Annotated in this window: 18 protein-coding genes; all 18 read left to right on the forward strand. The window is 42.3% G+C overall.

Features of this window, described 5'->3' with window-relative positions; all coding sequences use genetic code 11:
• The first annotated feature begins 66 nt into the window (after nucleotides 1-66).
• The 18 genes from CD03_RS0125755 (at nucleotide 67) to CD03_RS34875 (ending at nucleotide 15,349) form a co-directional block, all read left to right on the forward strand.
• On the forward strand, nucleotides 67-441 hold the full coding sequence (locus CD03_RS0125755) for a hypothetical protein (protein ID WP_027296080.1): 375 nt from the start codon (nucleotides 67-69) through the stop codon (nucleotides 439-441).
• 15 nt (nucleotides 442-456) lie between these two features.
• Nucleotides 457-894 carry a hypothetical protein gene (locus CD03_RS0125760; protein WP_027296081.1) on the forward strand — a complete coding sequence of 146 codons (438 nt, stop codon included), beginning with the start codon at nucleotides 457-459 and terminating at the stop codon, nucleotides 892-894.
• Nucleotides 894-1,046 carry a hypothetical protein gene (locus CD03_RS38070; protein ID WP_156043035.1) on the forward strand — a complete coding sequence of 51 codons (153 nt, stop codon included), beginning with the start codon at nucleotides 894-896 and terminating at the stop codon, nucleotides 1,044-1,046. Before CD03_RS0125760 ends, CD03_RS38070 begins: the two co-directional genes overlap by 1 nt.
• Nucleotides 1,043-1,246 (forward strand): YdbC family protein, encoded by a 204-nt coding sequence (locus tag CD03_RS0125770; RefSeq protein ID WP_027296082.1) that lies wholly within the window; start codon nucleotides 1,043-1,045, stop codon nucleotides 1,244-1,246. The genes CD03_RS38070 and CD03_RS0125770 overlap by 4 nt, the downstream gene beginning before the upstream one ends.
• Before the next feature lie 13 nt (nucleotides 1,247-1,259).
• Nucleotides 1,260-1,676, forward strand: coding sequence for a hypothetical protein (locus tag CD03_RS0125775; protein ID WP_027296083.1), 417 nt, complete (start codon nucleotides 1,260-1,262; stop codon nucleotides 1,674-1,676).
• Nucleotides 1,676-2,860 carry a DUF2800 domain-containing protein gene (locus tag CD03_RS0125780; RefSeq protein ID WP_027296084.1) on the forward strand — a complete coding sequence of 395 codons (1,185 nt, stop codon included), beginning with the start codon at nucleotides 1,676-1,678 and terminating at the stop codon, nucleotides 2,858-2,860. Before CD03_RS0125775 ends, CD03_RS0125780 begins: the two co-directional genes overlap by 1 nt.
• A 1-nt stretch (nucleotide 2,861) precedes the next feature.
• The gene (locus CD03_RS0125785; protein WP_027296085.1) at nucleotides 2,862-3,533 is read left to right on the forward strand and encodes a DUF2815 family protein; all 672 of its coding nucleotides are present in this window, start codon (nucleotides 2,862-2,864) and stop codon (nucleotides 3,531-3,533) included.
• 43 nt (nucleotides 3,534-3,576) lie between these two features.
• Complete coding sequence (locus tag CD03_RS0125790; protein ID WP_334291687.1) at nucleotides 3,577-5,559, forward strand: DNA polymerase; 1,983 nt, start codon at nucleotides 3,577-3,579, stop codon at nucleotides 5,557-5,559.
• Between the two features lie 20 nt (nucleotides 5,560-5,579).
• Nucleotides 5,580-8,006 (forward strand): virulence-associated E family protein, encoded by a 2,427-nt coding sequence (locus CD03_RS0125795; RefSeq protein ID WP_027296087.1) that lies wholly within the window; start codon nucleotides 5,580-5,582, stop codon nucleotides 8,004-8,006.
• A 283-nt stretch (nucleotides 8,007-8,289) separates the two neighbouring features.
• The gene (locus CD03_RS34860) at nucleotides 8,290-8,601 is read left to right on the forward strand and encodes a VRR-NUC domain-containing protein (RefSeq protein ID WP_044289666.1); all 312 of its coding nucleotides are present in this window, start codon (nucleotides 8,290-8,292) and stop codon (nucleotides 8,599-8,601) included.
• Between the two features lie 145 nt (nucleotides 8,602-8,746).
• Nucleotides 8,747-10,018 carry a DEAD/DEAH box helicase gene (locus CD03_RS39655; protein ID WP_044289667.1) on the forward strand — a complete coding sequence of 424 codons (1,272 nt, stop codon included), beginning with the start codon at nucleotides 8,747-8,749 and terminating at the stop codon, nucleotides 10,016-10,018.
• A complete protein-coding gene (locus CD03_RS0125810) occupies nucleotides 10,018-10,266 on the forward strand; it encodes a hypothetical protein (protein ID WP_027296088.1) in 249 nt (82 codons plus the stop codon). The genes CD03_RS39655 and CD03_RS0125810 overlap by 1 nt, the downstream gene beginning before the upstream one ends.
• 147 nt (nucleotides 10,267-10,413) lie before the next feature.
• The gene (locus CD03_RS34870) at nucleotides 10,414-10,797 is read left to right on the forward strand and encodes a hypothetical protein (protein WP_156043036.1); all 384 of its coding nucleotides are present in this window, start codon (nucleotides 10,414-10,416) and stop codon (nucleotides 10,795-10,797) included.
• A 159-nt stretch (nucleotides 10,798-10,956) separates the two neighbouring features.
• Nucleotides 10,957-11,394: a hypothetical protein gene (locus CD03_RS0125825; protein WP_027296089.1), complete on the forward strand. Its 438-nt coding sequence runs from the start codon at nucleotides 10,957-10,959 to the stop codon at nucleotides 11,392-11,394.
• Nucleotides 11,395-11,644: 250 nt separating this feature from the next.
• Complete coding sequence (locus tag CD03_RS0125830; RefSeq protein ID WP_027296090.1) at nucleotides 11,645-12,223, forward strand: hypothetical protein; 579 nt, start codon at nucleotides 11,645-11,647, stop codon at nucleotides 12,221-12,223.
• Nucleotides 12,213-13,613: a phage terminase large subunit gene (terL, locus tag CD03_RS0125835; protein WP_027296091.1), complete on the forward strand. Its 1,401-nt coding sequence runs from the start codon at nucleotides 12,213-12,215 to the stop codon at nucleotides 13,611-13,613. The genes CD03_RS0125830 and terL overlap by 11 nt, the downstream gene beginning before the upstream one ends.
• 4 nt (nucleotides 13,614-13,617) lie before the next feature.
• A complete protein-coding gene (locus tag CD03_RS0125840; protein WP_027296092.1) occupies nucleotides 13,618-15,204 on the forward strand; it encodes a phage portal protein in 1,587 nt (528 codons plus the stop codon).
• Nucleotides 15,161-15,349, forward strand: coding sequence for a hypothetical protein (locus tag CD03_RS34875; protein ID WP_242849156.1), 189 nt, complete (start codon nucleotides 15,161-15,163; stop codon nucleotides 15,347-15,349). Before CD03_RS0125840 ends, CD03_RS34875 begins: the two co-directional genes overlap by 44 nt.
• Nucleotides 15,350-15,351 lie beyond the last annotated feature (2 nt).

Here is a 15,351-nt window from a genome sequence, read left to right on the forward strand (position 1 = left end):
AGGATTCAAGTAACTAAAAACTATTATTCACCCTCTATTATAAGGGGTTACAGGAGGACAGTCAATATGAACAATAAAATTTTAGAGCTGGCGGTAAAAAGAGTTGAAGAAATAGAGATTCAAAGGGAGGCAATAGATAATTGTCAAAATATTCTAAGCGATTTGAAGCGTTACGGAGTTGAAGCGTTAAGTATTAAATCACCGGACGGTTTAAGTTCCATTTCCTATTTAAAAGATTGTTGTTTAGATCCAGGACAAAGGGACCTGATTTCACAGTTATTCACATCGATATTAAATAGTCGTATGGCAGATGCAGAAAAGGAACTTGAAAAGCTACTCGATACGGGTAAACCATATGATGCAGGTGAGCTACGGGATCTGCTTCGTGTGGAACCGATAAAAATAGATATTAAAGGCATGAAGGTAATATCGAAGATCTAATATGGGGAGGACATTATGAATTTTTTAGAAAAGATCAGATTAGGGCAGGAAGAAATAGACTCGCGTTATGATATGAGCATATTTCAAATGAATGAAATTAAAAACGGGTCACCTGGAATATGCGATATGATAAGTTATTCCTTTCGTTACGGATATATGCAGGGAACAAAAGCAGAGCGGAGCCACCGAAAAACCATTACAAAGCCTATCCATAAGAATGATTATCGTAGGGCCATAGCGGGAAATGCGGATAAGATCAAAAATGTTTTTCACCTGAAGACGCTTCACCGTTTATCCGAAGAGTTTGCAAATGATGAAGTGATGGAGCAGAACGGATTTTATAAATACTCAATAGTCAACAAACTGACAAACGGCGACTTGTCAGACAGTGAAATATTGTCTGTGCACTATCTTATTAGTGGCATTTTGTCGAGGAAAGGGAGGAAAGGTTAATGACTGCAGATACGAGTTATTCTGTCAAAGAAATGTCAGAAGAGGATTATAGAAGGTATATCAAAATTATGGTTAATAAAATAACGGATATTTCGAATTTACGGCAACTGTATGTGATCACTCACAGGAAATTCATCGGAGGAAAAGCATGAGTAAAATAGATTTCCAAATTGTAAAGACATTAATAATTTTCCCGGCGGATGGGGAATGGCGCAAAGAATTAAATCTAGTCAAATGGGATGGACGCGAAGCCAAATATGATTTAAGAGGTTGGAACGCAGATCATACCAAGATGACTAAAGGAACCACATTAACCGAAGAAGAACTGCAGTTCTTAAAAGCAAATTTATAGGAGGATTGGATTAATGAAAATAGGAGTGGAATTTACAAGTATTGAGGAAATGTTAGGCTTTGCAAAAAGTATTGTAAGTCTGGAAGGATTAGAGGTCACGGAGACGGCGGAGACCATTCAAGAGAAAGTTAACTCGGAGAATGTACCACGGCCGGAGCCTGCACGGCAACCACAACCGGCACCACAGCCAGAGCCGGTACCCGCGCCGCAACAATCCGTACAGCCCGCAGCACAGGCTGTTCAGACAACATCTACAGCGTATACACTGGATGACCTGGCGAGGGCTGCTATGACTTTAATGGATGCCGGTAAACAGCTGCAGTTACAGCAACTCCTAGCACAGCACGGGGTTGAGGCTCTTCCCCAGTTACCATTAGAACAGTACGGAACTTTTGCCACAGAACTAAGGGGATTGGGGGCACAGATATAATGAATCATTCTGAAAGGGCACATGCGCTTTTAAGTGCGTCAGGTGCACACAGGTGGATACATTGTCCTCCGAGTGCATTATTGGAACAGCAGTTTCCGGATACGACATCGGAAGCTGCGGAGGAAGGTACGCTTGCGCATGAACTTGCGGAGCTTAAGGTTAGAAACTATTTTTACACAGTTGATTTCGGTAAACGCAAGCTAAGCAATGCGATAAAGAAACTTAAGGAAAATGAATTGTGGAATGACGAGATGATGGGTTATACAGATGAATATCTAGATTATATAAAGTCAACTGCTTTGAAACTATCATCAGCCCCCTATGTAGCAATTGAAAAACGTGTGGACTTTAGTGCATACGTACCGGAAGGATTTGGTACAGCAGACTGTATTCTGTTATGTGGAGATACAATGTACGTGATTGATTTTAAGTATGGTAAAAGCCCGGACGGGAGAGTATCTGCAGAAGGAAATCCACAGCTGTCACTTTATGCCCTTGGTGCTTGTGAAGCCTATAAAATGCTGTACCTGATTAAAAAAGTAAAATTGGTCATTGTTCAACCAAGACTTTCTGATGGGGTTTCGGAGTGGGAGTGTTCTATTGAAGAACTGCTTTCATTTGGGGAGTTCGTGAAGGCACGTGCTGCACTTGCAATAAAAGGAGAGGGTGAATATCTTCCCACACCAAGGACCTGCAAATGGTGCAGGGCGCGAGGGCAGTGTCGGGCAAGGGCTGAAGAAAATGTAAAACTGGCATTTATGACAGATAAAAAGCCACCATTAATCAGCAATGATGAGGTTGGTCAGTATTTGTCACAGGGTGAAGATGTTGCCAAATGGCTGAAGGATCTGCAGGATTATGCATTGTCAGAATGCCTTGCAGGGAAAGATGTCCCAGGGTGGAAAGCAGTTGAGGGAAGAGGATCACGTGATTGGACAGATATGGATCAGGCTTTTGAGAAACTCGAAAAGACGGGGATAGCTGATACCGTAATGCTGTACGAAAGGAAACCACTTACACTTGCACAGGTAGAAAAGTTGGTGGGCAAGAAAGATTTTATAGACACTGTTGGAGAATTCGTGGTTAAAAATCCAGGAAAACCAACACTTGCGAAAGAAACAGATAAACGAGAACCAATAACAAACATAATAAGCGCAAAAGACGCATTCAAGGAGGAAATATAACATGGAAAATTTAACAAATGTAACAACAGGAAAGGTAAGATTATCATTTGTACATTTATTTAAACCATACGCATTTACACCGGGGCAGGAAGAAAAATTCAGTTGTACAGTTTTAGTACCAAAGACAGATACAGACACTATGGCACGCATTAACGCAGCCATTGAAGCAGCAAAGGCAAAGGGAGTATCAGATAAATGGGGCGGTGTGCAGCCACCTGTGATCCCTACCCCAGTGCATGATGGGGATGGAGTAAAACCATCTGATGGAATGCCATTTGGACCCGAGTGTAAAGGGCACTGGGTATTTACCGCCAGTGCAAAAGCAGATTATCCACCTGAAATCGTTGATCTCCAGGGCAATCCGATTATTAACCAGTCTGAGATTTATAGTGGTGTTTATGCCCGTGTAAATGTAACATTCTTTCCATATGCATTTGGAGGAAAGAAAGGAATTGGGTGCGGACTTGGCCCGGTGCAGAAGTATGCAGACGGGGAAGCCCTGGGAGGAAGTGCACCATCCGCATCACAGGCTTTTGGATCTCAGCCGGCACAGAATGCGCCTGTAGGGCAGGGATATACCCAGTCATATCAGACACAGGGTTTTACGAATGTAACCCAAGGTATGCCACAGGCACAACCTGCTATTAATCCTATAACCGGTTTACCAATGTAAATATAAAAGGGGCGTGAGCCCCTTTTATAGACAGGAAGGAAATATGCATATGAAACATCATCTTTCAATTGATATAGAGACGAAAAGCAGTATTGATATTGGAAAAGCCGGTTCGTATCGTTATGCACAATCAGAAGATTTTGAAATCCTTTTATTTGCATATCAGTGGGATGACTCAGAAGTTAAAATAGTGGATCTTGCAGAAGGGGGGCAGATTCCCGAGAAGATTATCACCGCGCTTTCTAATCCTGATGTAGTGAAACATGCATACAATGCAGCTTTTGAGTGGTACTGCTTGAACAGGGCAGGGTATTTAACACCTATTGAACAGTGGAAATGCACCATGTTCCATGGTCTGTATTGTGGGTATACTGCCGGGCTGGATGCTACCGGAAGAGCGATCGGTCTGCCGCAGGATAAACAGAAACTTACAACCGGAAAGGCACTGATACGGTACTTTTGTGTACCATGTAAAGCAACAAAAAGCAATGGGGGTAGAACATGGAACCTTCCAAAACATGCTCCGGATAAATGGGAATTATTTAAAGAGTATTGTATTCAGGATGTGGTTACAGAGCGGGCGATCCTGAAACGCCTTAACCAGTTCCCTGTCCCGGATGAAGAAGAAAAGCTCTGGCAGATGGACATTAAAATGAATGCTTTCGGAGTAAAAGCAGACAGAGAATTAATTGACGGGGCGCTCTATATAGACAATGTTAGTGCACAAAATTTGACTGAGGAAGCAATAAAAATAACCGGGCTTTCAAATCCAAAAAGCCCGAAACAGCTGACAGAGTGGCTGGAACAAAAAGCAGGTGAAATAATACCAAATCTGCAGAAAGCAACTGTGGAAGAACTTTTATTAAAGGACTATCCGGCAAATGTAAAAAGAGTATTGGAAATCAGGCAACAGCTTGGGAAAACAAGTATTGGCAAGTACGTAACCATGGATACCGCAATGGGGGAAGGGGAGCGCATAAGAGGGCTGACACAGTTCTACGGGGCAAACAGAACCGGGAGATGGGCAGGCAGACTGGTACAGCTGCAAAACCTGCCGAGAAATTATCTTAAAACACTGGATTATGCGAGGGAGACTGTGAAGAAGAAAAATTATTCCGGGATCAAACTTCTGTATGGAAACGTACCAGATACCTTATCACAATTGATCCGAACCGCTTTTATACCATCGAAAGGAAACAAATTCGTGGTAGCAGACTTTAGCGCCATAGAAGCCCGTGTGATCGCCTGGCTGGCAGGTGAACAATGGGTAAATGAAGTATTTGCCACACACGGCAGGATCTACGAAGCAACCGCAAGCCAGATGTTCCACGTTCCAATTGAGAAGATTACGAAGGGAAATCCAGAATACAGTTTAAGACAGAAAGGGAAAGTTGCAACTCTTGCGTTAGGGTACCAGGGGGGCTCAAATGCATTGATCGCAATGGGAGCACTCAATATGGGACTCACAGAAGATGAACTTCCGGATATTGTTCAGAGGTGGAGACAGGCAAACAGGCGGATCGTAGACTTGTGGTATTCCGTGGAGCAGGCTGCACTTGCGGCCATGAATACCGCGCAGCCGCAGGCGATACGAGGACTAATATTTGCCCTTGAAGGTGATTTGATTTATGGGCAGTCTTTTTTAACGGTGCAGCTCCCTTCCGGAAGAAAGCTATTCTATCCGAAACCATTTCTACAGGAGAATCAGTTTGGAAAAATGGCTGTTCACTACTATACAGTAGGACAGCAGACAAAAAAATGGGAAGTAACCGGGACTTATGGGGGTAAGATGACAGAAAACATTATCCAGGCGATTGCCAGGGACTGTCTGGCGGTAACGTTGCAGAGAATAGATGCACTTGGATTACAGGTGGTTTTCCATGTGCATGACGAGGTCATCATTGATGCACCAAAGGAAGTATCTGTGGAACAGATATGTGACCTCATGGCAGAGCCAATAACATGGGCACCGGGCCTGATCCTGAAAGGCGCGGGATTCGAAAGCAGTTATTATATGAAAGATTAAACGGAAGGAGGGGACTCATATTGCAGAATAACCGAAAGCTGCTAATCAGTACCGGAGGAAGCAGGAAAGCTACTTATTGGCCAAAAAGTGAAATCATGTGGACTGAGTTTGTGGAAAAACTAAAAGTTCCCGTCCGTAGCCCGGAAACCATGGACGAATACTTCGCGATGCCAAAAGCAAAACAGGATGATCTTAAAGATGTGGGAGGTTTTGTTGGGGGAACCTTTGTGGGAGACCGCAGAAAAGCTTCCAATGTAGAAGGAAGAGACCTGATAACCCTGGATCTGGATAATATTCCGGCTGGGCAAACCGGGGATATTTTGAAAAGGGTAAGCGGTTTAGGATGTGCCACAGTAGTTTACAGTACACGCAAGCATACAGATTATGCACCCAGATTAAGGGTAATTATTCCCCTTGACAGGGCATCGACAGCGGATGAATATGAACCGGCTGCAAGGAAACTAGCAAGTCTTGTTGGTGTTGAATTTTGCGATCCTACTACTTTTGAAGCGTCCAGGCTGATGTATTGGCCAAGTATATGCTGCGACGGTCAGTATGTTTGTGAAATATATGACAATTCTTTCTGCAGTCTTGATGCACTTCTGGGAATGTACGAAGACTGGCATGACGTTGCCAAATGGCCGCAGGTGCCAGGGACAGATGCTATAGAACGGCGCAGGCTGGCGAAGCAGGAGGATCCAACAGGAAAACGAGGGGTTATCGGAGCATTCTGCCGCACGTATAGCATTACACAGGCAATGGATAAATTTATACCGGGTATGTATGAAGAAACTGAAATGCCCGGCAGATATACCTATACAGGAGGTTCCACAGTGGGTGGAGCGGTTGTATATGACGGAGATTTATTTTTATATTCCCATCATGCTACAGATCCATGTTCCGGGCTTCTGGTGAATGCATTTGATCTGATACGTCTGCACATGTACGGGGACGTGGATAATGGTGCAAAGGAAGGAACACCGGTTAATAAATTGCCGTCTTTTGTGGCAATGAGTAAGCTAGCTATGTCTGATAAGCTGGTATCAGATCTGATGGCCAAGGAACGGTTTGAGAAAGCTCAGGAGGCTTTCTCTACACCTGGCAATGAACCGGATACCCATGAACCGGATCTTAGTTGGATCAACCGATTAACCGTTGATGGAAACAATAAATTTGAAAAAACAATCAATAATGTTGTGATTATATTGGAAAATGACCCTTTGTTAAAAGGGAAGATTGTAACAGATGAATTTGCAAGTTGCGGCATGATATTAGGCACGCTTCCGTGGAATGAATCAAATGGCAGGCGGCGATGGAAGGACGAAGATGACGCAGGATTTTACCGATACATGGAAACTTTTTATGGTATTTCTTCTGGGGACAAACTGGATAAAGGACTTTTAATTGTAAGCAGTCAAAATAAAATAAATGATGTTAAACGGTATTTACAAGGGCTTAAATGGGACGGAATAAAACGGCTGGATACCTTGTTGCCTGATTATTTAGGCGCAGAGGATAACGACTATACGAGAGCGGTAATGCGGAAGTCATTGTGTGCAGCCGTAGCCAGGGGAATTATTGGCGGGGTTAAATATGATTACATGCCGATATTTACGGGACCACAGGGAATCGGAAAAAGTACCTTTTTATCAATTTTAGGAAAGGACTGGTTTTCTGACAGCCTTACAACGTTCGAAGGAAAAGATGCGGCGGAGCTGATACAAGGGACATGGATTAATGAAGTAGGGGAACTAACAGCTATGTCAAAGCAGGAGACGAATGCGGTAAAACAGTTTTTAAGTAAACGTGAAGATATTTATCGGGCAGCATATGGGAGGCGCACAGATAAGTATCCCAGGCACTGTGTATTCTTTGGCACTTCGAATGAGGATGATTTCTTAAAAGATGTAACAGGGAACCGGAGGTTTTGGCCGGTGGACGTTGGTGTCTATGAAGCTAAAAAATCTGTTTGGGAATTATTACCGCGAGAGGTAGACCAGGTCTGGGCGGAAGCATATGCCTACTGGATGCTTGGAGAATCATTATATTTATCAAAGGAACTGGAAGCAATGGCAGCTGAACAGCAGGAAAGCCATAGAGAGGCATCCGGAAAAGAGGGAATTATCCGGGAGTTTTTAGAAAAGAAAATACCTTCTAACTGGGACCAGATGACCATTCAAGCAAGGAAAATGTTTCTTAATGGGCAAACCAGAGTACCGGACGAAATCGTTCTTGTGGAGCGGGATAAAGTGTGTGCTGTGGAAATATTTGTGGAATGCTTTGGAGGAAATCCAGGTTATATGAAAAGAAATGACAGCACAGAGATTAACAACGCACTACTGAGCTTAAAAGGCTGGTATCGGAACAAGGATAAACGCAGATACGGTCCATACGGTGCACAGAGAGGTTTTGAAAGAGCGTGCCAAAAGGTGTACCCAAAGATGTGACCAAAGTCGTGTTAGTCTTGGGTACACCGTGATAAACATTGGGTACGGGAAGTGTACCCAATGTACCCATAAAATTTATGAATGGGTACATACTTTGGGAACACTTAAAACCCCATAAATACTAGGAATTATAATATATGTACCCAATGTACCCAAAGTTATAAAGGAAATTATATAAATAGGTATATTAGGTAGTATAGCGTATTACCTAATACACCTAATGCGACACATCATATACGTGTGTAAGACGTTTGGGTACAGAAGGTTTTAAGGAGGTAAGCAGATGTTAGAAAAGGATATAGAAAAGATATTAGTCACCAGTGTTAAAAAGCTGGGAGGTCTGGCGTACAAATGGGTGAGCCCGGGTAACAGCGGGGTTCCGGACAGAATAGTGGTTCTGCCTAACAGGCAACCCGTATTCGTAGAACTGAAAACAGATACCGGGAAATTAAGTGCCCTGCAAAGAGTACAATGCGACCGGTTGATAAAACTAGGGCAGCCGGTAGAAATCATATATGGATTAAATGACTTAGCACAGTATTTTCGGGGACTGGGATATGAAGAAGTAAGCAAAGCAATTGAACGCAAATTGTAAAATTATGATCGGACAGAGGAGGTGATGCCCTATGATATTCAAGCCACATGCCTATCAGGAACACTGTATCAACAAGATAATTGAAGTGAAGAAATTAGGCCTGTTTCTTGATATGGGTTAAGGTTTAGGAAAAACAATTACCACATTGACAGCAGTAAAAGAACTTAAGTATAACCGTTTTCAAGTCAGAAAGGTCTTGGTTATTGCACCTAAGAAAGTAGCAGAAGGTACCTGGACAAAGGAAAAGGATAAATGGCAGCATACACAGATGCTGCGGGTATCCCCTGTACTTGGAAGTCAGATGAAGCGAATACGGGCCATTAACACACCGGCAGATATTTATATTATTAATCGGGAAAATGTTGTATGGCTGGTGGACTACTACCGTAATGACTGGCCGTTTGATATGGTAGTCATTGATGAATCCAGCAGCTTTAAAAGCCACAAAGCGAAGAGGTTCAAAGCCCTGGCAAGCGTAACCGGAAAAATAAACAGAGTCGTAGAACTTACCGGTACACCCTCACCAAATGGACTGGATGATTTATGGGCACAGATTTTTCTATTAGATGGTGGAGCACGACTGGGTGCTAAGTATACACAGTTCCGGGAGCGTTATTTTGATCCAGGGGATAGGGGAAACAACATCGTGTATAACTATAAGGCGAAGCCAGGAAGTGAAAACAGCATACTGGAAAAGATTTCAGATATCTGTATTTCCATGAAAACTGAAGATTATTTACAGCTGCCAGACGTTACCTACCATGAGATACCAGTTGTACTGGATGCAAAGTCCCAAAAAGCTTATGACGAATTAGAGTGGAAAATGGTACTGGAACTTCCGGATGATGAGGATATAAGCGTTACAAGTGCGGCAGCGTTAAGCAATAAATTGCTGCAGCTTGGAAACGGTGCGATTTATGATGAGGATCATAATGTCCACGAGATCCACAACTGTAAAATAGAGGCATTTATGGAACTTATAGAATCCCTGCAGGGAAAACCCGCTTTGGTGTTCTATAACTTCAAACATGACCGCATGAGGTTATTAAAGGCGCTAAAGAATACAGGTCTTAGAATTAGAGAATTAAAAACGACCCAGGATGAGGATGATTGGAACCGCCGGGAAATTGATATTCTCCTTACACATCCGGCCAGCAGTGCTTATGGGTTAAATCTTCAGAATGGAGGGAACCATGTCATATGGTTCGGGCTAACATGGAACTATGAACTGTACACACAGGCAAACAAGCGCCTACACCGACAAGGCCAGACTGAGAAAGTAATCATTCATCATCTAATTTGTGAGGGCACACGTGATGAGGACGTAATGCAGGCGCTGTCAAGAAAAGAGGATATACAGAACTGGGTAATGCAAAGCTTAAAGGCAAGGATTAGAAAAATAAAAGGGGGATCCTGATGAAGTTATTAATTAGATATCCCAGAGGACGAATGGATATAGACTTAAATTTGTTTTTTCCAACTAATCAAAAGAATGCTAAAAAGCCGTTCAGGCTGATCGTGGAGTATTATGACCAGCCCGAGAAGGTAAAAGAATGGATGGAGTGTAGGATCAAACGTTATCGTAAAGTAGAAAAGCAGGAAAAAGCAGCGATGCAGATGGAAAAGCAGCTTCGGATCTTATCAAATATGATAAACGGGGGATAAAACTATGAATGAACCAAAATATGAAACATGCAGACACGCAATAAGCGCAGGAGAGATGGCAATATACGTACATCCAACTTGTAAACGGGCAAATATGATTTTGGGGACGCTGGTGAGCAGCAAGAAGCGGTGTGAACGGTGCCGGAGTTGGAAAGGGAAAAGGGATTAGGAATGAAAGAGCTTATATTTATGTTTTTTGCTATATGCTGGATTATATCGGCAGTCGCGTGGACTATATGTTTGATTTATGCAATTAAAACACACGAAATAATTCCTATGTTGATAGCTTTATTATTTGTGCAAGTTTTTAATGTTGGGATATTGATTACAAGGTTATTATATCCAAATTTAAGGAGTGTAAAAATGAAATATTATGTTTCGGCAAAAACAGATAGAGGATTTGTAGGATGTATATTATCCGTGAAACGTCAATTAAATTCTGTTGAAGGAATTAAAGCAGTAATGGAACATTTAGAAAGAGAGGGTCATCATAATCCTGTAATACTGTTTTTTCAACAATTAAATGAATAAAACTGAAATTTAAGAAAGGAAAATGAATGAAAAGAGAAAGTAGAACAGCGGCAATAAGGCACTTAGATAGTGCCAGGCAGGATAAAGCCATGTTTGCGGATATTCCGGATGGGGCATGGTGGCATTTTAGACATATACCATATCAAAGGAGGGGTGGGCTTGGACAAGAAAACATTAGAAGACTACAAGAAGTTAGATCAGGACATAAAAGCCCTGGAGAATCGGATCCACAACCTGCGGAGCATGACAGCAAACTATGAATATGGATCTGCAAAGGGATCTAATCCGGAATTTCCATACCAGCCCATGACATTTCATGTGTCTGGCTACAATATCTTAGATGACGAGAAGAAGCGGATCCGGATCAGGAACTTGGAAATAAAGTTAGAGAAACAGAAAAAAGCATCTGAAGAGAAGCGGATAGCGGTAGAAGAGTTTATTTCAGGAATAGAAGACACCACTTTACGATTGATCTTCACTTATTTATTTGTGGACGGGATGAATCAGGAAGAAGTGGGGAAAAGACTTTGTATGGACAGAAGCCGGGTGAGCAGAAAAGTTGATAATTATTTAAAACGCACACAAAGCACAAAATAACGTGATATAATAGATATTGTAGAAGTAGGTTCAAAGAACCCACTTGGAACTAATAGGTACAGCTCATCTATTTGTTCATTGAAAAGTTCTCCCAAACACATACGATTACCGGGTGTCAAAGCCCGGTAATTGAATCTCCGGGTAAAATCCGGAACACATAGTAAATCCCTGCAGGGCGGGGATGAATAGGCATCTGCTTAGGCGGGTGTCTTTTTGTTAATAACTTGATTTAGAAAGAAGGTGAGCCTGAATGGCAAAAGGTAAATATCAAGAATGGTTACAGCCGGAAGGCTTGCTGAAAATAGAAGGATGGGCAAGAGACGGGCTTGTAGAGGAACAGATAGCCGCAAATATGGGAATTGGGTATTCCACTTTACAATCATGGAAAACAAAGTATCAAGATATTCAAGACACCCTAAAAAAGGGAAAGGAAATAATTGATCGAAAAGTGGAGAATGCGCTTTTGAAGCGTGCACTTGGATATTCTTATACGGAAAACAAGTATATCAGTGTACCAATGGAGCAGGTAGAATATTCGGATAAGCTGCACGAGTACATGAACAGATACAGACTTAATCACCCGGATGCCACGGACGATGAACTTATGCTTGTTCAGGAACAATTTCCAAAAACCAAAGAGATACTGGCGGAACGTAAGACGAAAGAGGTTGTTCCAGATACTACAGCACAGATATTCTGGCTTAAGAACAGGAAACCTCATGAGTGGAGGGATAAGCAGGATATAGAGCACAGCGGAGGCATATCCATTAATAATCCATTTGAGGGACTTACTACAGAAGAACTAAAGAAGCTGATACATGATGGATAGCAAGCTAATACAGTTAGGGGCTAAGATAGAACTTGCAAGGCGTGAGTTCTTTTTTTATTGCAAACTAAAAGCGCCAGACTTTTATAAGGCCGATAGGGAATATCTCATTGAACTGTGCACAGAATTCCAGAACTTTTATGAGAGTGAAGAGCAGGTATTAATAATAAATGAACCGCCCAGACACGGCAAAAGCCGTACAGCTGGATTATTTGTAGAGTGGGTGTTGGGGAGAAACCAGAAAGAAAAAATAATGACTGGTTCTTACAACGAAACACTTTCAACCATGTTTTCTAAGAATGTCCGAAATGACATAATGGAGGAAAAGGCGGATATTTACAAACCGGTTTTCTCAGATGTATTTCCGGGAGTATACATAAAGCGCGGTGACGGTGCGATGAATTTATGGAGCTTGGAAGGTGGTTATAATAATTATTTAGCAACTTCGCCCACAGGAACAGCAACTGGATTTGGGGCTTCGCTACTTATTATAGATGATCTGATAAAGAACGCAGAGGAAGCCAATAACGAAAATGTAAAAGAAAAACATTGGGAATGGTTCACTAACACAATGCTTTCGCGTCTGGAAGAAAGCGGAAAGATTATTATCATAATGACACGATGGGCAAGTGATGATCTGGCAGGTAGGGCTTTAGAACATTATAAAGAAAACGGAGTAAATATAAGGCACATAAGCATGAAAGCCTTGATAAACAAGGAAACATGCGAGATGCTTTGCCCAGAAGTTCTATCTTATAAATCCTATACAGACAAAATAAAAGCTATGGGAGAAGATATAGCAAGCGCCAACTACCAGCAAGAACCAATAGACCTTAAAGGCCGTTTGTACACCAGTTTTAAGACCTACGATAAGCTACCTGTAGACAATAACGGAAACAGCCTGTTTGAAGGAATCTACAGCTATACAGACACCGCGGATGAAGGATCCGACTATCTATGCACAATTATCTGGGGCATATATCTTAGAGAGGCTTATGTGTTGGACGTGTATTATACGCAACAAGGTATGGAAATTACGGAGCCAGAAACAGCAAAACGATTTAAGGAATATGCGGTAAACAGGGCAAGGGTGGAGAGCAATAATGGCGGTTCTGGTTTCGCCAGGAATGTAAAACGAATATCAGAAGAACATTTTAAAAACTTTATTACAATAATTAAGTGGTTCCACCAGTCGAAAAATAAAAAAGCAAGAATATTATCAAACGCAACGTGGGTAATGGAACATGTTTATTATCCACAGAACTGGATGCACAAATGGCCGGAGTATTACCAGGCTATGGTTAGATATCAGCGCGATGGAGAAAATAAGCACGATGATGCACCGGATTGCACTACAGGCGTTGCGGAAACAATGTACATGTTAGGAGCGTGATAAAGTGAGGTGGACAAAGAAATTGGAAGATAATATAAAACGAGGACTGAGGAGCTGGCTACAGATTCAGCCGTCAAACTCTTATGGTATCCAGATTAACGAAGTCATGGACTTTGAACTATCTGCAATCAGAAATCGTATATGGTACCGTGGCGATGGAAACGAGATAGAGCAGATGTATCAGCAGAATCCGGAATATGCTGATAAGTATAAGTTCTGGTCATCCAAGTGTACACCAGGTATGGAAATGAGGAAGATACACACCGGATTACCCGGGATGATTGTTCGCATTTTTACTGGTATTATAGTCGAAGACATGAACGACTTTGAATTTAAAAATCCAGCACAGGAACTGCTGTGGAAAGACATAGAGAAAGCAAACAGGTTTCGGAAGAAATTTGAAAGATCCTTAAAAGAGGTACTCTATATAGGAGATGGAGCCTATAAGGTAACCATTAACACTAAGAAAAGCGAATATCCGATCCTGCGCTGGTATCCGGGGGAAAGAATTGAATTGGTCTATGACGGAGATGATCTGGAAGAGGTGGTGTTCAAGACGCCTTACACAGTCAGAAGCCAGCAGTATGTCTTGTATGAGCATTACGGACATGGGTACATAAGGAATGAACTGTATGAAGGCGACAAACTGGTTGACTTGCATGCAATCGACAATACAAAAGGAGTGTCCGACTGGGTATTCGATGACAAAGTAATTCTTGCGGTGCCGTTACAGGTATATGAAAGTGCCAAGTACGAAGGCAGGGGCGGAAGCATTTATGATGGCAAGCTAGATTGTTATGACGCATTTGACGAAACTTGGTCACAGTGGATGGATGCTTTGCGTAAGGGGAGGCCTATAAAAAGAATACCGGAAGACTTAATACCAAAGGATGAAAAAAACGGAAAGCTATTAAAGCCAAATCCGTTTGATAATAGTTTTATTGAGACTAAAGGTGGTTTTTCAGAAGATGGAGGCAGCAAAATTGAGATAGATCAACCGAATATCCCACACGAAAGTTACCTTGCTTCCTACATAACAGCACTTGACCAGTGTTTACAGGGCGTTATATCACCTTCTACACTGGGCATAGACACAAAAAAATTGGACAATGCAGAAGCGCAGAGGGAAAAAGAAAAAGCCACGCTGTACACCAGGAATGCGATTGTAGAGGCACTGCAGGAGACGTTGCCAGAGGTGGTTACTGCATGTATAAATGCTTACAACCTGCTATACGGGAAACCAGTGGAAGAGGTGGAAGTAAACATACCTTTCGGAGAATATGCTAATCCAAGTTTTGAGTCACAGGTGGAAACCATAGGCAAAGCAAAAACCCAGGGCATTATGTCTATAGAGCGGGCGGTAGAAGAACTGTATGGCGATACGCTGGATGAACATTGTAAGCAGGAAGAGATCCAACGGCTTAAGGCAGAGCAGGGCATTACAGAAGCAGATGAACCTGGTATCAACATGGATCTTGGAGGTTTTAAAGCAAATGTAGAAGGGGGTCTGCCAGATGAAAGTGCAGGTAGCGAAAAGAATGTACCGCATGAGCCGGAAGGAATACCAGGGGCTTCTAAAAATAGCCAGTGAACAGGTAGCCTTTGGAGTCTACGCAATTGAAAAAAGTGATTATGCAGAACTGCGGTGTGATAAATGCAGCAGCTCCACCCAGCTTAAAGCAATGATCCGGCAGTTTAAGAGCCAGGGCTTTAAAGTGCTGTCGAATGGCAGGTGATC

Origin of the sequence: Robinsoniella sp. KNHs210 (genome assembly GCF_000686105.1) — a bacterium.
Taxonomy (GTDB): Bacteria; Bacillota; Clostridia; order Lachnospirales; family Lachnospiraceae; genus Robinsoniella; species Robinsoniella peoriensis.